Below are 26,797 nucleotides of genomic sequence, written 5' to 3' on the forward strand. Positions count from 1 at the left end.
CTTCAAGAATAATGCCTGCACGCCAATTCCGCCTGACCCAGATCGCCGCCGCCGTTTTCTCCCTCTACATGACCGCCGGTGCGGCCCGGGCCGAGGCCGACGCGCCGGAGGCGCCCGCCAAACCGCTCAAGCAAGCCAAGCCGGCCGAGGCCGCGACGATGCAGAAGGTGGAAGTCAAGGGCGCCGCCGCCAGCTATGACGCGCGCCGCGACGACACCGCCAGCAAGACCGTCGTCACCAGCGAAGAGATCCAGAAATACGGCGACACCTCGGTCAACGACGTGCTCAAGCGCGTGCCCGGCATCACCGTCAGCGGCGCGGCCGGGCGCAGCGGCGGCGAGATCCGCATGCGCGGCCTGGGCAATGGCTACACGCAGATCCTGATCAACGGCGAACGCGCGCCGGCCGGCTTCGCCATCGACAGCCTGGCGCCCGAGGTGATCGAACGCATCGAAATCCTGCGCGCCGCCAGCGCCGAGTTCAGCACGCAGTCCATCGCCGGCACCATCAACATCGTGCTGAAGAAGGCCTTGAAAGCCGCCCAGCGCGAGTTCAAGTTCAGCGAGGCCAAGGGCAGCAAGTTCAGCTCGCCGTCCGTCAGCCTGCAGATGTCGGACAAGCTGGGCTCGACCTCGTACTCGTTCGGCAGCAACGCCTGGCGCTATATGTACAACCGCCTGACGCCGGTGTTCGACAGCGGCACGGACGCCGCCGGCCTGCCCAACCTGAGCCGCTCCGCCCCGTGGCAAGACCAGGGCCGCGCCGACGGCATGAACCTGTCGCCGCGCATCAACTGGACCCTGGACAACGGCGACACGGTGACGTCGCAGACCTTCATCAATCTGAACCAGTTCGTCAGCAACAGCCACAGCCGCACCGCCACCGCACTGGGCCGGGGCCCGGACTATGACCGCATCGACAGCACTTACAGCAGCCACAACGGCTTCGGCCGCACCGACCTGAACTGGGTGCACAAGCTGGACGGCGGCGCCAAGCTGGACCTGAAGGCCGGTGTCAGCGACAACCGCAACACTTCCGATTCCTTGCAGATCGGCGGCAACCATGGCTTGCCGCCGACGCTGGCGCGCACCGTCACCTCGGTCGGCACCGAGCACGGCTTCAGTACCCAGGGCAAGTATTCGCGGCCCTTGACCTTCGGCGCCGCGCCGGCCGACGGCAAGGGCGAGGCGCCGACCGAGCATGCGCTGGCCATGGGCTGGGATGCCGGGCTGACCCAGCGCGACGACCAGCGCACCCAGCGCGAGGCGGCGCTGCCGGGCAGCACGCCGGACAATAGCGACGAGGGCTTCTCGGCCAAGGTCACGCGGCTGGCGCTGTACGGCCAGGACGAGTGGAACCTGACGCCGCAGTGGTCGCTCTACACCGGCCTGCGCTGGGAAGGCCTGGACACCCGCAGCGACGGCAATACCTTCGATGCGGTGCAGCAGCGCTCCAGCGTGTTCAGCCCGCTGATGCAGACGCTGTTCAAGTTCCCCAACAAGAAGGACCAGTTGCGCGTGGCGCTGACCCGCACCTACAAGGCGCCGTCGACATCGAGCCTGATTCCGCGCAAGTTCACCTCGACCAACAACAGCGCGACCGATCCCGACCGCCGCGGCAATCCGCACCTGAAGCCGGAACTGGCGCTGGGCCTGGACGCGTCGTTCGAACACTACTGGGGCGAGGGCGGCCTGCTGAGCGCCAGCGCCTCGATGCGCCGCATCGACAACTACACGCACCAGGGCTTGCTGTATGAGAACCAGCGCTGGGTCTCGACCTCGATCAACGACGGCCGCGCCGAAACGCGCGGCATCGAACTGGAGGCCAAGTTCCCCATGCGCGCGCTGGTCGAGCATGCGCCGGCGCTGGACCTGCGCGCCAGCGTCAGCCGTAACTGGTCGCGGGTGGAGAGCGTGCCGGGGCCGGACAACCGCCTCGACCAGCAGACCCCGCTGAGTGCGACGCTGGGCATCGACTACAAGAGTCCGGGCGGCGTGCTCACCACCGGCAGCAGCTTCAGTTTCCGCAACGGCGGCCTGGTCCGCGTGAGCGGCACGCAGGGCGGCTACACCAGCGTGCGCCGCGACCTGGATGTCTACGCCCTGTGGAAAATCGACACCCAGAACAATCTGCGGGTGGCCGTCTCCAATCTGCTGGCGCAGGACTACGTGATGGAAAGCCTGTACAGCGACAGCAACGGCACGAGCAACCGCATGACGGTGGCTGGCGGCGAAACCCAGCTGCGCGTCACGGTGGAAAAGCGTTTTTGAAGGCGGGATAATGAGGTGATATGATGCTGCGGTGTACTTAATTGCCGCGGGCCTCCTCTGAAAAAGCCTAAAGTTACCGAGATCATCCAGTCCGACGACGACAGCCTGCGTCTGGCGCTGGCCGAGGTGCGTGATTTGCAGCGCACCGTGGTCGTGCTGCGCTCGGAACTGGAAACCTCGCACCAGGAACGCCAGCACGCGGTGCAGGACGCCCTGTCTTTCGCCCACAGCGAGATCACCCAGTTGCGCGACACCATCGCGGCCCTGCGCACCAGCCTGGAAAAACTCACGCAGCAAAAAATCGACGCGCTGCAGCAGGCCGGCACCGTCCACCATGCCGAAGTGGCCGTGCTGCACGAGACCATACGCGCGCTGCGCGACGCGCTGGAGGCGCGCGCATGAGCGTCAAGCCCGCCATCCGCAGCGTGCCGGCCAAGCCGGCGGCCGCCAAAAGCGAGGCCGCCACCGCGCAGGCCGCGGCCGGCGCGCAACGCAAGCGGCTGCGCCAGGTCGAGCTGCTGCTGGAAGTGTCGCGCCGCATGGCCGCCTACGATACGCTGGACGAAATCCTGACCGCGCTGGTCGACGTCACCACCGAGGAACTGGACGCCGAGCGCGGCACGCTGTTCCTCAACGATGCAGAAACGGGCGAGCTGTTCTCCCGCGTGGCGCAGGGCAATATCCAGCGCGAGATCCGCTTCCTCAACCACACCGGCATCGCCGGCCATGTGTTCACCACCGGCGAGGCCGTCAGCATCGCCGACGCCTATGCCGACCCGCGCTTCAACCGCTCCATCGACGAGCAGACCGGCTTCGTCACCCGCAACATCCTGTGCGTGCCGATCAAGACCTTCAAGGGCGAGATCATCGGCGTGTCGCAGACGCTCAACAAGCGGCGCGGCAAGTTCACCCGCGCCGACCTGCAATTGCTGGAGGCCTTGACCACGCAGGGCACGCTGGCGCTGCAAAGCGCGCGCTTCCTGGAAAGCATGAAGAAGATCCGGCGCCAGGAGATGGAGTTCATCGACGTGGTGTCCGAGGTGACGGCCGACATCAAGCTCGGCTCGCTGCTGCAAAAGGTCATGGGCGAGGCCACGCGCCTGCTCAACGCCGAACGTTCGACGCTGTTCCTCAACGACGAGAAGACCGGCGAGCTGTGGTCGGAAGTGGGGCAGGGCCTGGAGTCGCTGCAGATCCGCCTGCCCAATTCGGCCGGCATCGCCGGCGCCGTCTTCACGTCCGGCAAGACCATCAACATTCCCTACGCCTACGCCGACCTGCGCTTCAATCCGGCGTTCGACAAGCGCACCGGCTATTTCACGCGCTCTATCCTGTGCGTCCCCATCGTCAACAAGGCCGGCAAGATCATCGGCGTGACGCAGGTGCTCAACAAGCGCGGCGGCCCGTTCACGCACGAGGACGAGTCGCGGCTGCGCGCCTTCACCGCGCAGATTTCCATCGCGCTGGAAAACGCCAAGCTGTTTGCCGACGTCCAGCAGATCAAGAACTACAACGAAGCCATGCTGGAGTCGATGTCGAACGGCGTCATCACGCTGGACGGGCAGGAGAAGATTGTCACCTGCAACGCCGCCGGCCTGCGCATCCTGCGCACCGACGCCGCCAGCATCGTCGGCCGTTCGGCGGCGGACTTCTTCGGCGCCGCCAACACCTGGGTGATGGACAAGCTGCGCCAGGTCGAGGAAAACCAGTCCGCCGAACACCTGATGGATGCCGAGCTGGTGCTGGACGACGCCACGCTGTCGGTCAACTTCAGCGTGCAGCCGCTGCTGTCGATGGAGAAGAAGCGCATCGGCTGGATGCTGATGATCGAGGATATCTCCAGCGAGAAGCGGCTGCGCTCGACCATGTCGCGCTATATGGACCCGGGCATCGCCGACCAGATGGTGGCCAATGGCGCCGAAATGCTGGGCGGTAAGAACGTGCCGGCCACGGTGCTGTTCTCGGACATCCGCAGCTTCACCACCATCACCGAGCAGCTGGGCGCGCAGGGCACGGTGACGCTGCTCAACGAATACTTCACGCTGATGGTCGATTGCATCCAGCGCGAGGAGGGCATGCTCGACAAGTTCATCGGCGACGCCATCATGGCCGCCTTCGGCATCCCGGTCGGCCACGATGACGACGCCGACCGCGCGCTGCGCACCGCCATCGCCATGATGACCGAGCTCAGCGCCTGGAACCAGGCGCGCGCGGGCGAGGGCAAGCCGCCGGTGGAGATCGGCATCGGCCTCAACACCGACCTGGTCGTGTCCGGCAACATCGGCTCCAAGAAGCGCATGGACTACACCATCATCGGCGACGGCGTGAACCTGGCGGCGCGGCTGGAATCGGCCTGCAAGCAGTACGGCGCCCGCATCCTGATCAGCGAATTCACCTACCGCGCGCTGCGCGGCACCTATCGCCTGCGCGAGGTCGACATCGTGGTGGTCAAGGGCAAGACCAAGCCGGTGTCGATCTACGAGGTGATGGACTTCCACGGCGAGGACAGCTATCCGCACCTGATCGAGGCCATGGGCTTGTTCCGCAACGGCCTGCAAAGCTACCGCAAGCGCAACTGGGCCGCGGCGGGCAAGCTGTTCGGCGAGGTGCTGGCCCTGAATCCGCACGACAAGGTGGCCGCGCTGTACATCGAGCGCTGCGCCCACATGGCGGCCAAGCCGCCGCCCGACGATTGGGACGGTACTTTTGTGATGGAATCCAAGTGAAGATCCCCCGTAGCACGCTGGAGCAATGGCAGGTGTTGCAGGCGATCGTGGAATGCGGCGGCTATGCGCAGGCGGCCGAGGCGCTGCACCGCAGCCAGTCGTCGGTCAGCTACATGGTGGCCAAGCTGCAGGAACAGCTGGGCGTGGAGCTGCTGGAGATCGACGGCCGGCGCGCGCGCCTGACCAAAAACGGCGAGGCTCTGTTGGCCAGGGCGCGCGAGCTGCTGGGCGACGCCTTCCAGCTGGAGCAACTGGCCGGCAGCCTGGCCGAGGGCTGGGAGCCGCAGGTCGGCATCGCCGTCGACAGCCTGTTTCCGGTCGAGCTGCTGGTGCAGGTGCTGCGCGAGTTCGAGCCGTCGGCCACGCATACCCGCGTCAACCTGGAGGAGACCGTGCTGTCCGGCTCCGAGGATGCGCTGCTGGAGCAGCGCGTCGACATCGCCATCGTCAGCCGCGTGCCGCCCGGCTTCCTCGGCGATGCGCTGATGGACATCGAGTTCGTCGCCGTCGCCCATCCCTGCCACCCGCTGCACGCGCTGGGCCGCGAGCTGGAATCGGACGACCTGAGCCGCAACCTGCACATCGTGGTGCGCGATTCGGGCACCTTGAATCCGCGCGACCATGGCTGGCTCAACAGCAATCAGCGCTGGACCGTCACCAGCCCGCACACGCGGCTGGAGATGATTTGCAGCGGCCTGGGCTTCGGCTGGCTGCCCGAGCACAAGATACGGACCCAGCTGGAGCAAGGCTTGCTCAAGCCGCTGCCGCTGCGGGTGGGGCAGCGCCGCAAGCAATCGCTGACGCTGATCGTCGCCAACCCGGAGCTGGCCGGGCCCGCCACCTGCCGCCTGGCGAATTCGATCCGCAAGGTGGTGAAGGAGGGCATCGAGCTGCGCCCGCTGTGCGAATGAGGTGTAATTGAGAATTATTCCTGTTTGGTATGAAACTTTTGTATAATCGGCGTCCTCCTTTGCCGCCGAGTCCAATGTCCGCCACGACCCAACACGCCCAGCGACCACTGCGCAGCCTGCGCCGGACCATCCGTCCGGGCGTGCTGTGGCTGCACCGTTGGCTGGGTTTGACGCTGGGCTTGCTGGTGGTGCTGGCCGGCTTGAGCGGCAGCCTGCTGGTCTTCCATCACGAACTCGACGCCGAGCTCAATCCCGAACTGGTCCACAACTACGAACCCTGCGTCGCGCCGCTGGACATTGCCGGCGCGGTCGCCAGCGTGCAGCGCATCTGGCCGCAGGCCAAGGTGAGCTCGGTCTATCTGCCCAGCCACGAAGGCGCCAGCTACCGCCTGTATTTCAAGGCGCCCGGCACGGCCGACAACGAGGTCATGCTCGATTCCTGCAGCGGCGATCTGCTGGGCAGCCGCAACCGCGAGGAAGCCGGCCTGGACGGCCGCCACCTGATGCCGACCCTGCAGCGCTGGCACTCCAGCCTGATGCAGGGCAAGGCCGGCCGCGCCGCGCTCGGCTGGCTGGCGCTGGCCTGGGCGGCGCTGCTGATCGCCGGCCTGCTGCTGGCCTGGCCGACGCCGGCACAGGGCTGGCGGCGCGCGCTGCGCATCAACTGGCGGCAGAACGCCTACCGCGCCCATTTCGACCTGCACCGTTCGGCCGGGCTGGTGGCGATCGTGCTGATGCTGACGGTGGCCGTGACTGGTTTCTACAACGGCCTGCCGGAGCTGGCGCGCGCGCTGGTGGGGCAGGTGGCGCCGGTCAGCACCGAGCATCGCAGCATCGCCCTGCCGGCCTTGCAGAAAGGCGAAACCACGATTTCCTGGAACGACGCCAAGGCCATCGCCCAGCAGCACCTGAGCGACGGCGCCATCCTGCTGGCGCTGAACCGCTTGCCCGAGCGCGGCATCTATCAGGTACGCCTGCGCCGCGCCGACGACTGGCAGCGCACCGGCACGCTGCGCCTGCTGATCGATATCCGCAACGGCGCGGTGATTGAAACAGTTAATCCGCTGGCAGGCACCGGCGGCGACCGCTTGCTGGCCGCTTTATTCCCTCTGCATTCAGGCCAATTCGGTGGCGCCATAGGCCGCTGGCTAATGGTGATAGCCGGTTTGCTGCCCACGGTATTCTTTATTACCGGCCTCTCCACCTGGATATTGCGGCGGCGTCGTAAATCCGTCTGATATGCGATTCGTTTGAACAACAGTGGTGGAAAATATTCATTTTTATCGCTATATTGGTATTTGTCGCGTATATCTCTGGAGAATCAGCGCAAAGTTATGGTAAATTGCGCTTATCAATTCTCACACATTGTCACCAGTGGTTTTTTTTAAATCTAACCCGCCGATAAGAAGGAAATAAGATGACGACTTACCAGGAATACAAAGCAAAGATCGCCGAGCTGGAAAATCTGGCCGAAAGCGCCCGTAAAAATGAAATCGCTCAGGCAAAAGAGAAAGTCACCGCCATCATGCGTGAATATGGCCTGACCGTGGCGGATCTGGGCGGCGTAGCCAAGGTGAAGACGGTCAAGACCCGCGCGCCGGTGCCGACCAAGTACCGTGACGACGCTACCGGCCAGACCTGGACCGGCCGTGGCCGTGCTCCGAAATGGCTGGAAGGCAAGGACAAAGAGCAGTATCTGATTAAGTAAGCCACTCGGCAAGCTACTCGGTAAGCCCGCTGCGAAGCCGGGAGCAGGGTTTATATTTTTTATAAACCCTGCTCCCGGCTTTTCTCTTTTCGGACGCCATCCATGATCAGCCGTGCCGCAGTCTTATTCTCCGTAATAATCTCCCTGTTTTCTCCCGCCGCGCGGGCCGCCGATAGCCTGTTAAGTCCCGACCGGGTCTGGACCGGCGAGGGGCAGCCGCACGCCAATTGGTCCGTGCTTATTGTCCAGGGCAAGATCGCCGCGGTCGGTCCCGCCGATAAATTGAATGTGCCGGCCGGCGCCGAACGTATCAGCCTGCCCGGTACGACGCTGATCCCCGGTTTAATGGACCTGCACGCGCATGTGCTGCTCCATCCCTATAATGAAACCTCGTGGGACGAGCAGGTCTTAAAGGAATCGGTGGAATACCGCACTTTGCTGGCGGGCCGCCATGCCGCCGCCACATTGCAGGCCGGTTTTACCACCTTGCGCGATCTGGGAACGGAAGGCGCGCTGTATGCCGATGTGGCGATTAAAAAAGCGATAGAGGAAGGGGTGATACCCGGTCCGCGCTTATTCATCGCCACCCGCGCCATCGTGGCCACCGGCACGTATGGGCCGTCGCCGCGCAGCTACCGGGCCGATGTCGACCTGCCCAAGGGCGCACAGGAAGCCAGCGGTGTCGACGAGGTGACGCGCGCGGTGCGCGAGCAGGGCGCGCGCGGCGCCGACTGGATCAAGGTCTACGCCGACTACCGCAGCGGCGCCGACGGCAGCGCCCACGCCACCTTTTCCCAGGCCGAGCTGGATGCGCTGGTGGCGGCCGCCCATGAATCGGGCCGCAAGGTCGCCGCGCACGCCAGTACGGACGAGGGCATGCGCCGCGCCGTGCTGGCCGGCGTCGACAGCATCGAGCACGGCTATGGCGGCAGCGAAGCCACCTTCCGCCTGATGGCCGAGCGCCGCGTCGCCTATTTCCCGACGCTGACGGCGCCCGAGGCCACCAGCGAGTATTTCCAGAAGTACCAGCGCGGCGGGCCGCCGACGCCTTCCATGCAGGCCGCCGCGCGCGCCTTCCAGCTGGCGCGCAAGCTGGGCGTGGTCATCGGCAACGGCAGCGATGTCGGCGTGTTCGCGCACGGCGCCAATGCCCGCGAGCTGGAATGGATGGTCCGGCTGGGCATGACGCCGACCGAAGCGCTCAGCGCCGCCACCGTGGTCAACGCGGCGGTGCTGGACCGCAGCGCGTCGCTGGGCCGGATCCGCGAAGGCTATCTGGCCGACCTGGTGGCGGTGCGGGGCGACCCGACCCAGGATATCGCCGCGCTGCGCAGCGTTGCTTTTGTGATGAAAGACGGCATGATTTATCGCACACCTTAAGGTAGGCGTAAGGTTAGACGTGCTTGTCTAGACCGGTTTGGGCCATTTCGTGCGATGATAGCGAAATGGCATCCATCCCTCTCTTTCCGCTGAATACCATCCTGTTCCCCGACGGTCATCTGCCGTTGCAGGTGTTTGAAGTGCGCTACCTGGACCTGGTCAAGCGCTGCATCGCCCGAGGCGAAGAATTCGGCGTCGTGCCGCTGCTGGAAGGCAGCGAAACCCGCGTGCCCGACAAGCACGAAACCCTGTCCGACGCCGGCACCATGGCGCGCATCCTCGACTGGACCGCGCCGCTGCCCGGCCTGCTGCAAATCTCCTGCGTCGGCACCACGCGCTTCCAGATCAAATCCGCCGAGCAGCTCAAGCACGGGCTGTGGATGGCCGAGGTGGACGAGGTGGCCGAAGACATGGTGGTGCCGATTCCGAGCGAACAGCAGGACGTGGCCAACGCGCTGGGCGCGCTGATCCGCTCGCTGCAGAAGAAGCAGATCTCCACCGCCAACATGCCGCTGGCGCCGCCGTACCGGCTGGACGAAGCCGGCTGGGTGGCGAACCGCTGGTGCGAGCTGCTGCGGCTGGACGTGGAAGAAAAGCAGCGCCTGCTGCTGCAGGAAAATCCCGTGCTGCGGCTGGAGCTGATCCAGGACGTGTTGAGCGAAAACGGCCTGCTCGACTGATCCTGGCCTCGCCGCTGGCTCCATCGGCGGGCGCCGCGCTGGCCCTGTCGGCGCGTGGGTGTCGCTGCTACACTGGCCCGGTCATCCACGCCATCGCCACCGCCCATGTACCTGCAACCCGCTTTTGCCGAAGACCGCCTTGAAGTCCGCCACGGCCTGATGCGCGCCTATCCGCTGGCCACGCTGATCGTGGCCGACGCCGACGGCATCACCGCCGACCTGATACCCTTCATGCTGTACGCCGACGAGGGCAGCAGCGGCCTGGGCGTGCTGCGCGCCCACGTGGCGCGCGCCAATCCGCTGTGGCGCAGGCTGGAAGCGGGGGCGCAGTGCCTGGTGCAGTTCCAGGGGCCGGACGCCTACATCAGCCCGAGCTGGTATGAAACCAAGCGCACCACGCACAAGGTGGTGCCGACCTGGGACTATGCGATGGTGCAGGCGCGCGGCGCCGCCCGCGTGGTGGACGAACCGTTCTGGCTGCGCCGCCTGCTCGACCATCTGACCGCCGCGCACGAAGGCGGCCTGCCGCAGCCGTGGGAGCTGGACGATGCGCCGGCCGACTTCATGGCGGCGACGATGAAAGCCATTATCGGCATCGAGATTCCGATCGACAGCCTGGTGGGCAAATGGAAGGTCAGCCAGAACCGCAACGCGGCCGACCAGCGCGGCGTGGTGGCGGGCTTGCAGCAGCACCCGATGGCGCAGCTGGTGGCCGAACGCCTCAAGCCCGATTAATCGCCGGCGTGGGCCTCGCCGGCCGCGTCCAGCGCATGCACGCGCATCGACCACATCACGCCGGCGACCAGCAGCAGCATCGCGGCGATCTCCAGCACGCGCGGCAGCTGCTGCTTGTAGATAAATCCGTACAGCAGCGCGAACAGCGTCTCGAACAGGATCAGCTGGCCGGACAAGGTCAGCGGCACCTTGCGGCTGGCGATATTCCACAAGTGGTTGCCGATCACCGACGCGCCCAGGGCCAGCAGGGCGTTGACGATCCAGAACAGTGTCCAGTCGCGGCCGCTGGCCACGGCGCCGGCGCCGGTCACGTCGGCATGGAACAAGGCCAGCGCCGTCAGCGAGATGAGCAGCGCGATCAAGCCGCTCGACACGCCGTACAAGGCCGACCACTCGCCGCTGCTGAAGTGCGGATTGCGCTTCAGGTAGCGGGCGTTGTCCACCGAATACCAGGTCCAGCACAGCAGCGCGCCGGCGGCGCACAGCACGCCGAGTATTTTTTCCGGCAGCGGCGCGCCGTTGCCGCTGTCGTGGGTGAAGACGTCGAGATTGATGCAGGCGATGCCGGCCGCCACCAGCAGCAGCGGCAGCATCAGCTGCCTGAGCGGCACCGAGCCGTGGTCCTTCTGGCCCATCAGCGTGACCGAGATCGGCAGCACGCCGATGATCAGGGAAGTCGCGGCCACGCCGGCGAACTTGACGCCCAGCGCAAGCAGCATGTAGTAGACGATGTTGCCGGCCAGCGCGTGCTTGATCATGGCGACCACGTCGCCGCGGTCGAGGCGGCGCAGCAGCGCGGGCAGGCGCGGCAGCATCAGGCCGGCGGCGATCAGGCCGTAGGCGAGGTAGCGCCCGCAAGCCATTTCCAGCGGCGTGAACGCCGTTAGCAATTCCGGCACGATGAACACCATGCCCCACATGGCGCCAGCCAGCAATCCGCACAACACGCCATGCCACATGGTGGAGTTCCTCAGTAATTGGTGCACAGCCACCAGACGGCGGCCAGCGCCGCCAGGTTCAGCGCGACGCTGCACCAGTAGGCGATCTGGAATGAGGTCTTGACGGTTTTATGGCGCAGCCAGCGCTGCGCCAGCCAGCCGCCGGGCCAGCCGCAGGCCAGGCCCCACAGCAGCAGCGTGCTTTCGGGCGTGCGCCGCCGGCCCTGGATGGCGGCCGACTTGTCGACCGCGTAGACGATGAAGCAGATGACGCTGGCGACGCCGTACACGGCCGCCAGCCACAGCAGCGCGAGCTGCGAGGGCAGGGCGTCCGGCGTCACCGGGTTCAGAAGTAGCTCAGGCCGAGGGCGGCCTTGACTTCATCGGCGGTGCGGGCCACCACTTCGCGCGCTTCCATCGTGCCTTGCTTGAGCATCTGCATGATGTAGCCCTTGTCCTGCGCCAGCTCCTCGCGGCGGGCGCGGATAGGCGCCAGCATTTCCTGCAGCACCACTTCGAGGCGCTTCTTGACGATGGAGTCGCCCAGGCCGCCGCGCACGTAGTGGGCCTTCATGTCGGCCAGCTTGTCTTTTTCGGGATCGAAGGCGTCCAGGTAGATGAAGGCGACGTTGCCCTCCAGGTGGCCAGGGTCTTCGACGCGCAGGTGCAGCGGATCGGTATAAACCTTTTTCACGGCGGCGGTGATCTCGGCCGCGGTGGCGCCCAGGTTGATGGTGTTGCCCAGCGATTTGCTCATCTTGGCCTTGCCGTCGGTGCCGGGCAGGCGGCCGATTTCCGGCACCAGCGCCTTGCACTCGACCAGGATGTCCTTGTTGACCAGGCGGTTGAAGCGGCGCACGATTTCATTGGTCTGCTCGATCATCGGGATCTGGTCTTCGCCGACCGGCACGATGGACGCCTTGAAGCCGGAGATGTCGGCCGCCTGCGAGGCCGGGTAGGTCAGGAAGCCGGCCGGGATGTCGCGCTCGAAGCCGCGCAGCGCGATCTCGGTCTTGACGGTCGGGTTGCGTTCCAGGCGGGCCACCGTCACCAGGTTCAGGTAGTAGAAGGTCAGCTCGGCCAGTTCCGGGATCTGCGACTGGATGAACACGGTCGACTTGGCCGGGTCGATGCCGACGGCCAGGTAGTCCAGCGCCACTTCCACCACGTTGCGGTGCACCTTGTTGGTGTCGTCCATATTGTCGGTCAGGGCCTGGGCGTCGGCCAGCATGATGAACTGCTTGTAGTCGTGCTGATAGGCCACGCGGTTGCGCAGGCTGCCGACGAAGTGGCCGAGGTGCAGCGGGCCGGTCGGGCGGTCGCCGGTCAGGATCACGGTGGGGCCTTTGGCCGCGGCCGGCGGGGTGGCGATTACTTCGGACTGTTCGGTCAGGCTCATCAGGGTTCCTTTACGTTGCCCCGGTCCGGCGCGACGACTATAAAAAACGCCACCAGACAAAGGGCGGCGTTGATAAAAATATCACATCACTATGGGTAGACAGTGGCCGCGCGCTAGGAGCGGCGCCAAATCAGGCAGGCGTGAAGTGCGGTGGAAAATTTCATGCGCGTATGGTTGCAGTTCAGCGGCGGTCTGTCAAGGTGTGAGGCGCCGCAAGGCCGCGCGCGGGATTGGGAACTAGACTTGCTGCTCCCGGGTCTTATACTTGATGGAGGCTGACGTGCCTAATAATTTCGATTCGGTGGCGTTTATGGATACCTTGACGGAAGGCGGCTTTTCGGAAAAACAAGCCAAGGCGCTCACCTCGGCCATGATCCAGTTGATGGACAGCCATCTCGTCACCAGGGACTATCTCGATCTGCGCCTGGCGCAGTTGAAGTCCGAACTGATCCAGTGGATCACGCAATGGACCTTGGGCGCGGTGGTGGTGCAAACCGGCGTGATCGCCGTACTCTTCAAGCTCATGCATTAATCGTAACGATAAGGTAGTATTGCCCATCCTTGGCAATACCCCTTACCGGAGCAGATATGCGCGTACTCGCAGTGGCAGTGCTTTCCACCCTGATGGTCTCCGCCGCAACGGCGCAAACGTTCACCCCGGCCATGGCGCCGGACATTCCCGCCAAGTTCGACACCGCCGTCCCCAACGCCGACTACGTCAAGCGCGACGTCATGATACCGATGCGCGACGGCGTCAAGCTGCACACCGTGATCGTCATCCCCAAGGGCGCGGCCCGCGCGCCCATGGTGCTCAGCCGCACGCCGTACAACGCCAGCGGCCGCGCCCAGCGCAACGTCAGCCCAAGCGTGCTGGCCACGGTGGGCCAGGGCGATGAAGTGATGATGGAAAACGGCTACATCCGCGTGTTCCAGGACGTGCGCGGCAAATACGGCTCCGAGGGCGACTACGTGATGACCCGCCCGATCAAGGGCCCGCTCAACGACACCCGCACCGACCACAGCACCGACGCCTGGGACACCATCGAATGGCTGGTCAAGAACGTCCCGGAAAGCAACGGCAAGGTCGGCATGATAGGCTCGTCCTACGAAGGCTTCACCGTGCTGATGGCGCTGGTCGATCCGCACCCGGCGCTCAAGGTCGCGGTGCCGATGAGCCCCATGGTCGACGGCTGGCGCGGCGACGACTGGTTCCACAACGGCGCTTTCCGCCTGCCCAACCTGGCCTACATCGCCGGCCAGACCGCCGCCAAGGGCAGCGGCAAGACCATGGCCACCGGCGTCTACGACGATTACGAAGGCGTGCTGCGCGGCGGCTCCACCGCCGACTACGCCAAACAGTTCGGCCTGGACCAGCTCAACTTCACCCGCAAGCTGTTCGAGCACCCGGCCTACGACAGCTACTGGCAGCACCAGGCGCTGGACAAAATCCTCGGCAAGCGCCAGATGAAGGTGCCGACCATGACCGTGGTCGGCTACTGGGACCAGGAAGACATCTACGGCGCCCACGCCTTCTATTCGGCGGTCGAGCCGCAGGACACGGCCAACAACAAGAACTTCCTGGTGGTGGGGCCGTGGCGCCACAGCGGCGTCAATTACGAAGGCTCCAGCCTGGGCGTGTTGAAGTTCACCGGCGACACCGCGCTGGAATTTCGCCGCGACGTCATGCAACCCTTCCTCGACCAGTACCTGAAGGATGGCGCGCCGGTGGCCGACACGCCGCCGGTGCTGTTCTACCAGACCGGCGTGAACCGCTGGCAGCGTTTGCCGCGCTGGCCGCTGGCCTGCGAGCAGGGCTGCCCGGCGCCGCTGAAACCGGTCTACCTGAAGCCCGGCTTCAAGCTCGACTTCGACGCGCCGAAGGACGGCGCCGCCTACGACGAATACGTGTCCGACCCGGCCAAGCCCGTGCCCTTCGTGCCGCGCCCGGTGCATATGAACGACGGCAATGTGTGGCGGCCATGGCTGGTCAGCGACCAGCGCGGCGTATCCGACCGCACCGATGTGCTCAGCTACGTCAGCGAGCCTTTGAAGACGCGCCTGCAGATTGCCGGTGCGCCCATGGTCAACCTGTACGCATCGACCACCGGCAGCGATGCCGACTGGGTGGTCAAGCTGATCGACGTGTATCCGGACGAGGTGCCGTCGCAGCCGGAGCTGGGCGGCTACCAGCTGGGCATCGCCATGGATATCTTCCGCGGCCGCTACCGCAACAGCCTGGAGCATCCGTCGGCCGTCGTGCCGAACGCGGTGGAGAAGTACCGCTTCGCGCTGCCGAACGCCAATCACGTGTTCCTGCCGGGCCACCGGGTGATGGTGCAGATCCAGTCCAGCTGGTTCCCGCTGTACGACCGCAACCCGCAGACCTATGTGCCGAACATCTTCTACGCCAAGCCGGCCGACTACCAGAAGGCCACGCTGCGCGTGTATCACGCGGGCGCGGAAAGCAGCGCGCTGGAACTGCCGGTGGTGGAGAACAAGTAGGCGCGGCTTAGCGCGGACGCACGCTGCCGGTCAGCACGTCCGCGCGGAAGTAGCGGCGGTAGCCTTCCATCACCAGGTTGGACTTGCCGATTTTTTCCAGCATGTCGACCAGCACCCGCTGGTCTTCCGGCTTGAGCGCGCGCGACACGTAGGCGCCGCTCTCGTGCCACGGCAGCTCGGGGATGGCCTCCATGCGCAGCTTGTCCTGCATGCCCTTGACGCGTTGGTCGCGCTGGATCGCGCCGGCCATCAGCGTCGGCCCCATGATGGTCAGGTCGGCCGAGCCGGCGTGCAGCAGCCGCGCCACCGCCACCACATCGACCTCGGTGAACAATCGGCCCTGTTTGCCCAACTCGTTGATCAGCGCCATATAGTGCTCGCCGTAGTCGAAGCCGCGCACCACGGCCACGCGCAGTTCGCGCCGTTCCAGCAGGGCCTTGGCGTCGGCGATCGGCGCGCGTTGGCCGGCCACGGAAATCAGCATGGCGCGATGGCCTATCATCGGCACGAAGGTGCCCAGCAGGTCGCGCGCCGGCGTGCGCGAGGCCGGCACCAGGATGTCCGCCTTGCCGTCCTTGTACATGGCCACCTGGCGCGCGCGCGGCACCAGGTTGAAGACGAAGTTGCAGCCGTTGCGGGCGCCCAGGCTGCGCAGCAGGTCGGGATAGATGCCGCCGATATGCGCGCCTTCCACCTGCACGCTGGCGCCGCTGGCCGATACCGGCACGGCGATGTCGCGCGAACAGTCGGCGGCGGCGGCCTGCGCTGCGCACAGCGCCATCGACAGGGCGATGCCGCGCGCTCTCATGGCTTGGCCGCCTGCATGTGGTGGCGGCTGAAGTAGCGCTGCGCCACCAGGATGGCCATCGTCTGCATCACCGCGCACAGGTAGAAGGTGCTGCCGATGCGCCAGTCGTTGGCCGGCAGGTGGCTCACTTGGCCGAGGATGGCGGTGCCCAGCAGCGGCATGAAGATCACCCCCAGGCTGCTGATCGATTGCAAAGACCCCATCAACTCGCCCTGTTCGTTGGGCGGCGTGGATTTGGAGACGATGGCCTGCAGCGCCGGGCCGATGGCGAACGACAGCACGTTGCAGATGATGAGCACATACATCATCCAGCCTTGCGTGGCCAGGCCGTACAGCAGGTAGACGATGCCGCCGGAGCACATGCCCATCATCGACAGCCGCACTTCGCCGAAGCGCTTGATCAGGATGCCCAGCAGGCCGGCCTGCACCACGGCCGCCATCAGGCCGACGCAGAACATGGCGGCGCCGTTCTGGCCCGGCGTCCAGTTGAAGCGGAAGTGGGTGTACAGCACCCAGGTCGTCTGCAGCATCATCTGCGCGCACGTCACCAACGCGAAGGTGATGACCAGGCCGCGGATGTCGCGCCGGCCGGCCAGCTTGAACAGCGCCGACAGCGGATTGATCTTGGCCAGGCTGAATGGCGAGCGGCGCCCGGCGGGCAGCGATTCCGGCACGACGAAATAACCGTAGATGAAATTGGCCGCCGACAGCGCGCCGGCCACGTAGAACGGCAGGTGCAGGTCGACGCTGCCCAGCAGGCCGCCCAGCATCGGGCCGCAGATGAAGCCCAGGCCGAACGCGGCGCCGACCTTGCCGAAGCTCTTGGCGCGGTTTTCCGGCGTCGAGATATCCGACGCATAGGCCGAGGCCACCGACATGCTGGCCGATGACATGCCGCCCACCACGCGGCCGATGAACAGGCAGGCCAGGTTGGGCGCCCAGGCGGTGGTCAGGAAGTTGATGCACATGCCGGCCATCGAATACAGCAGCACCGGGCGGCGGCCGATGCGGTCGCTGATCGCGCCCAGCATGGGCATGAAGATGAACTGCATCAGGCCGAACACCGCGCTCATGATGCCGAACCAGTGGGCCTGGTTCTCGCGCGAGCCGGTGAACTCGCCCACCAGCATCGGCAGCACCGGCACGATCAGGCCGATGCCCAGCATGTCGATGAAGACGCAGATCAGCACGAAATTCAGGTTGCCAGGCGCGCTGGCGGGCAATGCGGCGGGGGCGGCGGATGCCGCGGTATCGGGTGTGGTCATGAGCGCGGAGGGCAGAGGGTCAGGGCGTGGCCGGACTGGCGGCCCATTCGGCGATGAAACGGTCGCGGAAGGCGGTCAGTTCGTTGAAGCGGGTGTGCGCCAGCTGGCGCCCGGCCGTGGTTTGCATCTTGCCTGGCAGGGTGGCCAGTTTGGTGTCGATATGGTCGAGCGCGTAGGCTTTCTCATCGAGCTCGCGGTGCAGCGCCATCGGATCGTCGGCATGCGCCAGCCCGGTGCCCATGCGGCCGGCCGTGTAGAACAGGCGCGCCAGTCCGACCGCGCCCAGCGCGTCGAGGCGGTCGGCATCCTGGACGATCTTGGCTTCGATGGTCTCGGGGCGGATGGCGGCGGAAAAGCTGTGGCTTTCGATCGCGTGGGCGACGGCGGCCAGTTTGTTGGGCGGGAAATCGAGTTCGGCCAACTGGCGGCTGGCCAGCAGCGCCGCCTTGCGCGAGGCCAGATGGCGCTCGGGATGGTTCTTGGGCAGGTTGACCAGGTCGTGCAGGTAGCAGCCGGCCAGCACGACCAGCGCGTCGGCCTCGGGATAGTCGTCCAGCAGCAGGGCGGCGTTGCGCCAGACCCGGTGCAGGTGGTTGGTGTCGTGGGCGCCGTCGGCATCGGTGGCGGCACTGGCCAGGCCGACCAGGCGCGGGTGCCAGCTGTTGAGCAAGCTATTCATCGGTCTCCCGTGATGTTTGGACGTTCTGTTTTTGGAAGATCATACAGCCTGATTCAGCCCTTGTGCAGTGGAACTTAATGGGGATAAAAAATTGTTTGCTTGCCAAGTACGATGAGATTGTTTAATATACAACCATATTTGACAATAACAGGCGATGTGATGCGTAACTTGCTGGCGTTTGCACCGATGTGGCTGGCCCTGGCCAGCGCGCCCGCGCTGGCGCTGGACGACACGCCGACCGTCGCGCCGCACTTCCAGATCAAGGGCGAAGACAATCGCCAGCCCGGCCGCCCGGCCGCCGCCGGCGCGTCCGCCGCCTCCGCGCCGCCCGCCAGGCGGCTGCTGCCGGAGATGGATGCGGCCCGGGACGCCGCCCGCCAGGCGCTGACGCCGCGTGGCGTGCTGACCACCGTCCTGCGGCCGCTGCCCGCGCAGGCCGGCCTGATGATCGAAAAACCAAGGTGGAAATTGCGGTAAGTCTATTTATTGCTCTAGTGCATTTATTTGGTGCGCAATTACTTGACTTGAGGTAACATTGCGCCCAGTCACTTTAGCAATGAAGGAAACCACCATGTCTGGTAATGTAAGCGAACTGCACGCAACGACCCCCGCCGGCGAGTATTTGGCCTTCACACTGGGCCAGGAAGAGTACGGCATTGATATACAAAAAGTAGCCGAGATCCGCAGCTACGAAACCCCCACCCGCATCGCCAACGCGCCGGACTTCGTCAAGGGCGTGGTCAACCTGCGCGGCATCATCGTGCCGATCGTCGACATGCGCATCAAGTTCAGCCTGGGCACGCCGTCGTACGACCAGTTCACCGTCGTCATCATCCTCAACATCGGCCACCGCGTGGTGGGCATGGTGGTGGACCGCGTCTCCGACGTGACCACGCTCACGCCCGAGCAGGTCAAGCCGGCGCCGGAAATCGGTTCGGTGGTGAACACCGACCACATCGTCGGCCTGGGCACGCTGGATGAGCGCATGCTGATCCTGATCGATATCGACAAGCTGATGTCCAGCGCCGATATGGGGCTGATCGAAAACACAGCGCTGGCGGCGTGATGACGATGCTGGCCAACATCAGTATCGGCAAGCGCCTGGCCCTGGGCTTCACCATCATCCTGGCGTTCGCCATGCTGATCACCGGCATCAGCGTGTGGCGGCTGCAGGGCGTGGCCTCGGCCACGCGCGACATGATGCAGGTGCCGCTGGCCAAGGAGCGCATGATCTCCGACTGGTCCAGCAAGATTGATAGCGCTATCCGCCGCACCACCGCCATCGCCCGCAGCAGCGACCAGTCGCTGGCGGCATTCTTTGCCGAGGAATCGAAAGCCTCGTCGGCCACCTCGGCCGAATATCAAAAGAAGGTGGAAGCGCTGATCGTCGACGCCGACGAGAAGGAACTGTTCGGCCGCATCGGCGAGCAGCGCAAGATCTACCTGTCCTCGCGCGACCAGGTGGCCAAGCTGAAGGCCGCCGGCGAGCTGGATGAAGCCGAGAAGGTGTTCACCAATGTGTTCCGCCCAGGCTCGACCAGCTACCAGACGCTGATGCAGGAGCTGCTGAAGATGCAGCGCGCGAAGATCGACGCCACCGCGGTCCACATCGATGAAGTGGCGGCCAGCAGCCGCAACCTGCTGTACGTGCTGGCCTTGCTGGTGCTGGCGTTCGGCGCCGTCAGTTCGTGGCTGCTGACCACCGGCATCACCGGCCCGCTGCAGCAGGCGGTGACGGCTGCGCGCCGCGTCGCCGGCGGCGACCTGACCGGCCATATCGACGACAGCGCCCGCGACGAAACGGGCCAGCTGCTGTCGGCGCTGAAGGAGATGAACGCCAGCCTGCTGGGCATCGTCACCGAGGTGCGCAGCGGCACCGACCATATCACCACCTCGTCCAGCGAGATCGCGGCCGGCAACCAGGATCTGTCGCGCCGCACCGAGCAGCAAGCCGGCGCGCTGGAGGAAACCGCGTCGTCGATGGAGGAACTGACGTCGACCGTGAAGCACAACGCCGACAACGCGCGCCAGGCCAACCAGCTGGCGGCATCGGCCGCGCAGGTGGCGGTGAAGGGCGGGCAGGTGGTGTCGCAGGTGGTCGATACGATGGACTCGATCAACCAGTCGTCGCGCAAGATCGTCGACATCATCGCCGTCATTGATGGCATCGCGTTCCAGACCAATATCCTGGCCTTGAATGCGGCGGTGGAAGCGGCGCGCGCCGGCGAGCAGGGTCGCGGCTTCGCGGTCGTGGCGTCGGAAGTGCGCAACCTGGCGCAGCGCTCGGCGTCCGCGGCCAAGGAAATCAAGACGCTGATCGGCGATTCGGTCGAGAAGGTCAACCAGGGCAGCAAGCTGGTGGCCGATGCCGGGTTGACGATGGATGAAATTGTCAGCAGCGTGCATCGCGTCAGCGACATCATCACCGAGATCACAGCGGCCAGCACCGAGCAGAGTGCGGGCATCAACGAGGTGTATCAAGCCATCGGCGCCATGGACGGCGTGACGCAGCAGAACGCTGCGCTGGTCGAAGAAGCCGCAGCTGCGGCCGAATCGATGCAGCAGCAGGCTGCGGCGCTGGCGCAGGCGGTCAGCGTGTTCAAGGTGGATGGTTCTTCGTCGGTCTCGTCGTCGCGTTCGCGTGCCAAGGCTGCGCGCGCTGCTTCCGTATCGCCGGCGCTGCGCCTGACCAGCCGCGCCTGAGTCCGCGCAGCCACCTTTGCTACTGAACTAGAAAGCAACGTCTTCCAGCCGGTAGCGGAATTTTCTGCGCTCAGGTAAATCCCAGCCGGGTTCGCAGTCGGTGTTGCGCAGTGTTGCGCTGGCGGGCTGCGGAGCCTGAGGCACGGGTAACGCCCGCTCTGATGCCACGGGCAACGGCGGGATTGCGGCAGGCGCAGGCGCCGGCGTCTTCGACGCTGCGATCAGCTCGTCCCGCAATCGGCACGCTATTTTGAAGGTCTTGTCGCCCGGGCGGCGGATGAATAAATCCTGCCACGCATTGCGCGTCGAGCGCGCGAACGATTGCGCGAACTGGTTCGGCGAGACGGCGCGGCCGTTGTGGATGATCTGGTCGCCCTGAACGCGCGCGTAGTTGTTTTCGCCGTAGCTCCACGATTTCAGAATCGTTCCCTCGGGCAGGAACAGCGTTTTCCATTGATAGCCGTGCAGGCTCTCGGGGTCTGCGCCGGGCACGAATCTGGCCGGGTCTTCCAATCAGCACTCGATGGCCTTGGTCATGGCCGCCGAACATGCGGCCGCGCGACGCTGATTATTCGCCCCCGCGCGCCATCGGAGTCCGGTCTATCGCCTGTTGCGACAAGCGGTCCGCGTCGCCATTGCGGTGGCGCGGCACCCAGCGCAGGCTGACCGCGCCCAGTGGCGCCATCAACGCCATCACGCGCTGCCGATGCGCCTCCAGGCCTTTCGCGCCGCTGCCGGCCGCCACTGCCTGCTCGCTCAAATTTACATCGTTGACCACGACCTGGCTGTCGCCATGCACCACCAAGCCGGTGGCGCCCAGTTCTCCGGCCGCTTCCAGCAAGGCCGTCAACGCCAGGTACTCAGCCTCGCCGCTGTTGCCGTAACCGGCGCGGCGGCTGATCTCCAGCCGCTCGCCGCCAGGTCCGCACAGCAGCGCGCCTATGCCTATCTGCCCCGGATTCGGATGCGCGGAACCATCGAACCAGCCGCGCCAGCCATCGGCGGCAGGCTGCATGCGCGCCGTCCGCTGTGCCAGCAAGCGCGCCTTCTCAGCGATCCTTGCCGAACGCCGTTGCTCGTCGCGCAGACGCAGCGCGTCGCGCTCGGCCAGCAGCTGCGGCAAGCCCTGCGCGCCGGCCGCCTGCAGCAGCACCTGATGCAGCGCGGCCGCCTCGCTCACATTCGAACGCGCGGCCAGACGACGAGCGGCCACGCGCTCGCCTTTGTAGGCGGCCGTGGCCAATACTTCGAATTCAAGGTCGTTCATCAATCGCGGCGCGGGTTGTCCGGACGGCGGTCGTAGCGGTTGGGTACACCGTCGCCGTCGCGATCGCGGTCGTAGCGGTTCGGGATGCCGTCGTGATCGCGGTCGCCATGGCCGCGTCCATGCTCGCCCCGGTTGTCGTGACGGTCGTAGCGGTTGGGGATGCCGTCATGATCGCGGTCGCCGTACGGGCCGCGCTCCCAGCGGGCTTCCTCGCGCAGCCAGCGGCCGTCGCGCTGCACCCAGTGCGGTTGTGCGTACACATAGCCCGGCCGCGCCGAAACCCAGCTGCCGCCTATCCATTCGTGGCGGTTGCCGCGCCAGTCCCAGTAGCCGGGAGCCCAGACGTAGCCGGCACGCGGCCCAGGCACCGCTTCATAGCGCGGCGGCGGTGGCGCGACGGTCACGTAGTCGACCCGCGTTGGACCGGAACTCACCGTTACCCAGCCGCCCGGATCCAGGCGCCAGTTGCCGCCTTCACGTATCCATTCGGCGCGGCGATACTCGGCGCCGCGGCGTTCGTTTTCCCAGCGGCCGGCCAGCCAGACGTGGCGATGCCCATCCCAGTTCCAGTAGCCAGGCGCCCAGACGTAGCCGCGGCGCGGCGCCGGGATGCTTTCGAAACGCGCAGGCGGTGGGGCGTTGCCGATCACGACGCTGACGCCGACTTGTGCGGACGCGATGGCTGGAGCGAAAGCTGCTGCGCTCAAGGCGAGCATGGCGGCAGCGTAAATGTTGTGCGAGCGCTTGATCATGATGTGTTCTCCGTTTGCGCGTTCTGCTTCAACGCTTGAAACGAACTATAGCAAGCGGCGCGGGGGCTGGCTCCCGGAGATGCAACTTTTTACATCTGACACAAAGCTGTGTGGAGTTGTGTGCGATGGCGCACAGAGGGACTGCCGAGGGGGAGGAACTGCGGGTAGTGTCTGAAACGGCGCGAAGCGGGGTAAGGCTTCGCCTGTTACGCGGCAGGGTGGTGGCGCGTCCAGGCGAAGTGGTCTCGGGCGTTCAAATTTTGCTCGCAGTGGTGGTGTCGGCGGCCAGCACGGATTTGCTTTCGTCGAGCAGCGACTGTTTTTTCTGTTCGGCGGTCAGGCGTTTCGCGGCGACGACCACGACTTGCATCCCTTTGGCGGCAGCGGGTGCGGTGTAGCTGGCTTGCACCGGCGCTGGCGTTGCAGTGGTGTCGTCGAGGACGTAGTTGGCGGCACAGGCCAGGCCCAGGGTCACGACAAACAGGGCTTCGAAGTTTTTCAGGACGTTCATTTTGCTTCCTTTCGGTGGTTAAAAGTGTGTTTCGATGTGCTCACTTTATGCAAAGGCCCGTCCAGCCGCCACGGGATTGCGACGAGGTGCGTTTTTGGCGGTCCGAAATGCAGATAAACGCGATAAGGCGATATCTTTTAGGCCATGGAATGCCGCTGCGGCCGGGTTTTCCCGGGCCCTCCGCTAAGGCTGGGCAGATACCGTCCACCAGCGCGAGGGGCTTATGCCGCGATATATCACCACCATCCTGCAAGCCTGGGCCGAGCGCCGCCGCGCACGCCGCCGGCAGGCCAATCTGCGTGCCGGCATGGGTGGCCGTCCCGCGATGCGCTTGGTGCCGTCCCCGCGTGCGGCACAGCCGGCGAGGCGACAGCGCACCATGTGGGTCGCGGTCGCCGCCGTTTGCGTGCTGGCTGGCGGTGGCGCGCTGATTGCCGGCCACGCACGCCACCTGGCCGCAGCGACGGTCAGCACGCCGCAAGCGGTCAACAGCGTGCGCGCCGCCTACGCCTTCCAATCTGCGTTGCCCGGAGCCGCCTTCACGGTGCCGACGCAAGCGGGAATCGGCACCAGCATCCACGCCGGCGGCGCCTTGCTGGTGGCCGCCGGCATGCAGGCCGCGCCACCGGTCCGCGTGGACCTGTGCACCCAGATGCGCAGCCCAACCGATGCCAGGCTGCTGCCTCTGCGGCTGGGCTACCGGTTCGACGATGTCAAGCGCTGGGTCAAGCGCAACGAGGAATCGGACGTCCAGATCTCGCTGCGCAACGTGCTGCTGGTGGCCGACAGCGGCGCCGGTGCGGATGCCGTCCCCGAAATACAAATCGAAGGCACGGCCCGCGCCGACTTCGTCGATCCGCTCGGCGAGCCTTTGCGACTGAGCTGGCGCAGCGCGCAGGCGGGCACGCGCTGGATCAGCGACGCCAGCTTCGGCCAGGTTGAGCAGGGCGCCAGCGGCCAGGTGGCGCTGCGGCAGCAGGGATGGCTGCTGTGGGGCGCCGCGTCCGCGCTGCGCATCGAGCGGCGTTCCAACGCCATGTGTCCGCAGGCCGGCGAGCTGGTGGTGCAGATGTATCGCCTGGCGCCGCAGAGCGAGGCATCGTCCGTGGCGCCGGCGAGCGCGCTGGTGGTGGCCTTTCCGGCACGCGGCCGCGCGGTTGGCGCTAATCTGGCGGCGGGTACCTACCAGGTGCCGGCGGCAGCGCCGGCGGCGCTGGAAGACCAGTCGCTGTTCGACGCGCTGCAAGCACAGGGCCTGATCCGCCTGAACGCCGCCGGCGCGATCGAGCTGGCCCCGCGCGACCTGCCGCAATGGCAGGCGGCCGGCGCCACCGAGCGCGTGGCCGAATTGGACAGCTGGAAGCAGGTCAAGCCCGGCGCCGCCACGCACAAACTCTTCAAGCGCCTGTACTACCAGGCCGACGGCGCCTACGTCCGCCAGCAGATCGACATCTACAACAGCGAGCGCCGCCTGCTGGCCTGGCGCGTGAAGGCGCCGCCAGGCATGGTCATGGACTGGAGCGCAACCGCCGGCAGCGACGCCGCGTCGGACAGCGCACCGGTGATGGTCGCCACCACCAGCCAGATGCCGGTCGCCGCATCGCGCCTGTTCGCATCGCTGCCGCAGGGCTGGCAGCCGTGGACGCGCGTGGCGCGCTGGCCGCAGGCGGGCGAGGTGTCGGGCGCCCGTCCCGTGGTGCGCCTCAGCCTCACGCTGCCGCGTGCCGCCGCCGGTGGCGAAGTGGTGCGGATGCTGCTGGCAGGCCGCGTCACCGGCACCGTCGGCGCCAGCGCGCAACTGACGCCGGCATGCACCGGCCGCGCCTGTGCCAACGACGCGGATGTCCAGCAGATTGCGCTGACGCTGCATGCCGGCGCGCATGCCGTACAGCTCATCGTGCAGCCGCTGGACTTCCATGCGCCGGAAGACCAGAAGTACCGCCACCTGCGCGTCGCCGGCGGCCGGCTGGTGTGGCAGGCGCTGTCGCCCGTCTCCGGCGATGCCGCACCCGGCATGCCGCGTCCCGCCGCGCCGTCGCCGGTGCAGCTGGAGGACCGCAACGGTACGCTGCTGTGGGCCGACGGAGCGCCGACCCAGCCAGCCATCGGCGCTGGCCTGGCGCCGCTGCTCGGCGTCAGCGCCGATCACGCCAACAGCGTGGCCGGCATGCTGGCCCGCCTGCCGGCATCCGATGTCACCGTCTCGCGCGCATCCGGCGCGGCGGTCGGCGCGCGCCTGACGCTGGACCTGCCGCTGCAAGCGCTGAGCCAGCGGGTGCTGGACTGTGTCGGCATGCATCGCGGCCGCTGGGACGGCAAGGCCTGCAACGGCGCGCAGCCCGCGCCGGAAGGACGCCACGCGGGCCTGGTCATACTCGACACCGAAACCGGCGACGTGCTGGCCGCCGCCGGCGCCGGGACGGGCGAAGTCAGCGCCGCCAACTGGGCCGAGGTGCGCGACTTCGACCGCACCAGTCCCGCGCGTAGCCCGCTGCGCCTGCCCGCCTTGCAGCACGATGGCGGCGCGCATCAAAGCCCCGGCTCGACCTTCAAGGTGGTCAGCGCGCTGGGCCTGGAGCTGGCCGCCAGGAGCGATCCGCAAATCGACGCGCTGTTGGGCGGCATGCCGCTGCCCGCCATCAACCGCCTGGCGCAGCAGCGCGGCTTCGGCTTCCAGACCGACGCCGCCAGCTATCCGCTCAACCCGCGCCTGGCCCACATCACCAACTACCACGAGCAAAGCCTGGACCGCCGCGCGCAGGAGGGGCGGCTTGGATTGGCGCAGGCGCTGACCTACAGCCTCAATACCTGGTTCGCCTGGTCCGGCGAATTGAGCGACCATAGCCTGTTCGGCCGCGCCGACGGCGGCGCTCCCGATCTGCAGGCGCTCGACGCCGACGCACTGGACTCTGTGCGCCCCATCGTCGCGGCCGCGCATCGCCTGGGCTTCGAACAGACGCTGCGCCTGGACGGCGGCCTGCTGCCGGCCGATTTCAACTGGCGCAGCTGGGACGCGCTGCAAGCGACGCCGGCCCATATCGACCCGATCCACACGCGCCACGAACTGCGCCAGATGTCGATTGGCCTGCGCATGCAGGTGACGCCGCTGCAAATGGCGCTGGCCGCCGCCGCGGTCGGGCAGGGCAAGGTGGTGGCGCCGCGCTTGCTGCTGTCGCTGGGCCGCAGCGACAGCGTGGTGCCGGAGATGAAGCCGGTAGGCATCCGCCTGGACCGCATCCGCGCCGGCATGAAAGGCGTGATCGATGTCGGCACCGGCGCCGGCGCATTCGGCGGCGCAGCGCTGGCGGGCGTGCGGCCCGGCCTGTACGGCAAGACCGGCACCGCGCCTAGCGGCGACGACACGGCCACGGTCTGGTTCACCGGCTGGCTGGAGCCGGGCAGCCTGCCCGGCCAGACGCACCGGCTGGCGATGGCGGCCTTCGTCAGCCACTCGGGCGTCACCGGCGGCGAACATGCGGCGCCGGTGCTGGCGGCGGTGCTGTCCACGCTGGCGTCGCAGAACCGCGAACAGAAGGGGAAATAGCCTTGTAAACGGGATAATG

General features: G+C 66.3%; 25 protein-coding genes and 1 pseudogene. 15 read left to right on the plus strand and 11 right to left on the minus strand.

Annotation, left to right across the window (positions count from 1 at the left end; genetic code table 11):
• Positions 1–11 precede the first annotated feature (11 nt).
• The 9 genes from DUGA2_RS24605 to DUGA2_RS24645 all read left to right on the plus strand — a co-directional run bounded on the left by DUGA2_RS24605 (position 12) and on the right by DUGA2_RS24645 (position 10,410).
• Positions 12–2,270: a TonB-dependent siderophore receptor gene (locus DUGA2_RS24605; protein WP_083296453.1), complete on the plus strand. Its 2,259-nt coding sequence runs from the start codon at positions 12–14 to the stop codon at positions 2,268–2,270.
• A 126-nt stretch (positions 2,271–2,396) separates the two neighbouring features.
• Positions 2,397–2,672 (plus strand): hypothetical protein, encoded by a 276-nt coding sequence (locus DUGA2_RS24610; protein WP_229214763.1) that lies wholly within the window; start codon positions 2,397–2,399, stop codon positions 2,670–2,672.
• Entirely contained in the window at positions 2,669–4,996 is a 2,328-nt protein-coding gene (locus tag DUGA2_RS24615) for a GAF domain-containing protein (protein WP_083296454.1), read from the plus strand. Before DUGA2_RS24610 ends, DUGA2_RS24615 begins: the two co-directional genes overlap by 4 nt.
• Positions 4,993–5,907, plus strand: a complete 915-nt coding sequence (locus DUGA2_RS24620; RefSeq protein ID WP_070272061.1) for a LysR family transcriptional regulator — start codon at positions 4,993–4,995, stop codon at positions 5,905–5,907. Before DUGA2_RS24615 ends, DUGA2_RS24620 begins: the two co-directional genes overlap by 4 nt.
• 74 nt (positions 5,908–5,981) lie before the next feature.
• Positions 5,982–7,145 (plus strand): PepSY domain-containing protein, encoded by a 1,164-nt coding sequence (locus tag DUGA2_RS24625; RefSeq protein ID WP_070272062.1) that lies wholly within the window; start codon positions 5,982–5,984, stop codon positions 7,143–7,145.
• A gap of 179 nt (positions 7,146–7,324) precedes the next feature.
• Positions 7,325–7,615 (plus strand): H-NS family nucleoid-associated regulatory protein, encoded by a 291-nt coding sequence (locus DUGA2_RS24630; RefSeq protein WP_008447725.1) that lies wholly within the window; start codon positions 7,325–7,327, stop codon positions 7,613–7,615.
• Positions 7,616–7,849: 234 nt separating this feature from the next.
• Complete coding sequence (locus tag DUGA2_RS24635; RefSeq protein WP_229214764.1) at positions 7,850–8,995, plus strand: amidohydrolase family protein; 1,146 nt, start codon at positions 7,850–7,852, stop codon at positions 8,993–8,995.
• 65 nt (positions 8,996–9,060) lie between these two features.
• Complete coding sequence (locus DUGA2_RS24640) at positions 9,061–9,675, plus strand: LON peptidase substrate-binding domain-containing protein (RefSeq protein ID WP_070272064.1); 615 nt, start codon at positions 9,061–9,063, stop codon at positions 9,673–9,675.
• Between the two features lie 105 nt (positions 9,676–9,780).
• On the plus strand, positions 9,781–10,410 hold the full coding sequence (locus DUGA2_RS24645; protein ID WP_070272065.1) for an FMN-binding negative transcriptional regulator: 630 nt from the start codon (positions 9,781–9,783) through the stop codon (positions 10,408–10,410).
• Here the strand turns inward: DUGA2_RS24645 and DUGA2_RS24650 are convergent.
• Genes DUGA2_RS24650 through trpS form a run of 3 tightly spaced genes read right to left on the minus strand, consistent with a single transcriptional unit; the run spans position 10,407 to position 12,747 of the window.
• Positions 10,407–11,369 carry a DMT family transporter gene (locus tag DUGA2_RS24650; protein ID WP_070272066.1) on the minus strand — a complete coding sequence of 321 codons (963 nt, stop codon included), beginning with the start codon at positions 11,367–11,369 and terminating at the stop codon, positions 10,407–10,409. The two genes, DUGA2_RS24645 and DUGA2_RS24650, sit on opposite strands and share 4 nt — an antisense overlap.
• A gap of 11 nt (positions 11,370–11,380) precedes the next feature.
• Complete coding sequence (locus DUGA2_RS24655; RefSeq protein WP_070272067.1) at positions 11,381–11,689, minus strand: DUF1294 domain-containing protein; 309 nt, start codon at positions 11,687–11,689, stop codon at positions 11,381–11,383.
• Positions 11,690–11,694: 5 nt separating this feature from the next.
• A complete protein-coding gene (gene trpS / locus DUGA2_RS24660; protein WP_070272068.1) occupies positions 11,695–12,747 on the minus strand; it encodes a tryptophan--tRNA ligase in 1,053 nt (350 codons plus the stop codon).
• A gap of 280 nt (positions 12,748–13,027) precedes the next feature.
• Here trpS and DUGA2_RS24665 point away from each other — a divergent pair, with 280 nt between their 5' ends.
• Positions 13,028–13,279, plus strand: coding sequence for a hypothetical protein (locus DUGA2_RS24665; protein WP_141753371.1), 252 nt, complete (start codon positions 13,028–13,030; stop codon positions 13,277–13,279).
• A 56-nt stretch (positions 13,280–13,335) separates the two neighbouring features.
• On the plus strand, positions 13,336–15,249 hold the full coding sequence (locus DUGA2_RS24670; RefSeq protein WP_070272070.1) for a CocE/NonD family hydrolase: 1,914 nt from the start codon (positions 13,336–13,338) through the stop codon (positions 15,247–15,249).
• A gap of 7 nt (positions 15,250–15,256) precedes the next feature.
• Here the strand turns inward: DUGA2_RS24670 and DUGA2_RS24675 are convergent, their stop codons facing one another.
• The 3 genes from DUGA2_RS24675 to DUGA2_RS24685 are packed head-to-tail and all read right to left on the minus strand — an operon-like array spanning position 15,257 to position 18,001.
• On the minus strand, positions 15,257–16,057 hold the full coding sequence (locus DUGA2_RS24675) for an ABC transporter substrate-binding protein (RefSeq protein ID WP_070272071.1): 801 nt from the start codon (positions 16,055–16,057) through the stop codon (positions 15,257–15,259).
• On the minus strand, positions 16,054–17,322 hold the full coding sequence (locus DUGA2_RS24680) for a TCR/Tet family MFS transporter (RefSeq protein ID WP_070272072.1): 1,269 nt from the start codon (positions 17,320–17,322) through the stop codon (positions 16,054–16,056). The genes DUGA2_RS24675 and DUGA2_RS24680 overlap by 4 nt, the downstream gene beginning before the upstream one ends.
• A 19-nt stretch (positions 17,323–17,341) precedes the next feature.
• A complete protein-coding gene (locus DUGA2_RS24685; RefSeq protein WP_070272073.1) occupies positions 17,342–18,001 on the minus strand; it encodes an HD domain-containing protein in 660 nt (219 codons plus the stop codon).
• Between the two features lie 159 nt (positions 18,002–18,160).
• Between DUGA2_RS24685 and DUGA2_RS24690 the strand changes: the two genes are divergently transcribed.
• From DUGA2_RS24690 to DUGA2_RS24700, 3 genes are all read left to right on the plus strand, one after another.
• Positions 18,161–18,478, plus strand: a complete 318-nt coding sequence (locus tag DUGA2_RS24690) for a hypothetical protein (protein WP_070272074.1) — start codon at positions 18,161–18,163, stop codon at positions 18,476–18,478.
• A gap of 94 nt (positions 18,479–18,572) precedes the next feature.
• Positions 18,573–19,067: a chemotaxis protein CheW gene (locus DUGA2_RS24695; protein ID WP_051077248.1), complete on the plus strand. Its 495-nt coding sequence runs from the start codon at positions 18,573–18,575 to the stop codon at positions 19,065–19,067.
• Positions 19,067–20,704 carry a methyl-accepting chemotaxis protein gene (locus DUGA2_RS24700; protein WP_070272075.1) on the plus strand — a complete coding sequence of 546 codons (1,638 nt, stop codon included), beginning with the start codon at positions 19,067–19,069 and terminating at the stop codon, positions 20,702–20,704. Before DUGA2_RS24695 ends, DUGA2_RS24700 begins: the two co-directional genes overlap by 1 nt.
• Positions 20,705–20,731: 27 nt before the next feature.
• On the opposite strand, the gene DUGA2_RS24705 is transcribed toward DUGA2_RS24700, so the two are convergent.
• The 5 genes and pseudogenes from DUGA2_RS24705 to DUGA2_RS24720 all read right to left on the minus strand — a co-directional run bounded on the left by DUGA2_RS24705 (position 20,732) and on the right by DUGA2_RS24720 (position 23,234).
• Positions 20,732–21,217 carry a hypothetical protein gene (locus DUGA2_RS24705; protein WP_070272076.1) on the minus strand — a complete coding sequence of 162 codons (486 nt, stop codon included), beginning with the start codon at positions 21,215–21,217 and terminating at the stop codon, positions 20,732–20,734.
• A gap of 55 nt (positions 21,218–21,272) precedes the next feature.
• A complete protein-coding gene (locus DUGA2_RS24710) occupies positions 21,273–21,971 on the minus strand; it encodes a ribonuclease HI family protein (RefSeq protein WP_070272077.1) in 699 nt (232 codons plus the stop codon).
• Complete coding sequence (locus DUGA2_RS34585; protein WP_373994845.1) at positions 21,971–22,405, minus strand: hypothetical protein; 435 nt, start codon at positions 22,403–22,405, stop codon at positions 21,971–21,973. The genes DUGA2_RS24710 and DUGA2_RS34585 overlap by 1 nt, the downstream gene beginning before the upstream one ends.
• Before the next feature lie 99 nt (positions 22,406–22,504).
• Positions 22,505–22,723: pseudogene (locus DUGA2_RS35035) on the minus strand (hypothetical protein); the annotation flags it as partial.
• Positions 22,724–22,976: 253 nt separating this feature from the next.
• Entirely contained in the window at positions 22,977–23,234 is a 258-nt protein-coding gene (locus DUGA2_RS24720; protein ID WP_008447741.1) for a hypothetical protein, read from the minus strand.
• 223 nt (positions 23,235–23,457) lie between these two features.
• Here DUGA2_RS24720 and DUGA2_RS24725 point away from each other — a divergent pair, with 223 nt between their 5' ends.
• The gene (locus DUGA2_RS24725) at positions 23,458–26,778 is read left to right on the plus strand and encodes a penicillin-binding transpeptidase domain-containing protein (RefSeq protein WP_070272079.1); all 3,321 of its coding nucleotides are present in this window, start codon (positions 23,458–23,460) and stop codon (positions 26,776–26,778) included.
• The last annotated feature ends 19 nt before the right edge of the window (positions 26,779–26,797 follow it).

The organism is Duganella sp. HH101, assembly GCF_001758795.1.
Classification (GTDB): domain Bacteria; phylum Pseudomonadota; class Gammaproteobacteria; order Burkholderiales; family Burkholderiaceae_D; genus Rugamonas; species Rugamonas rivuli.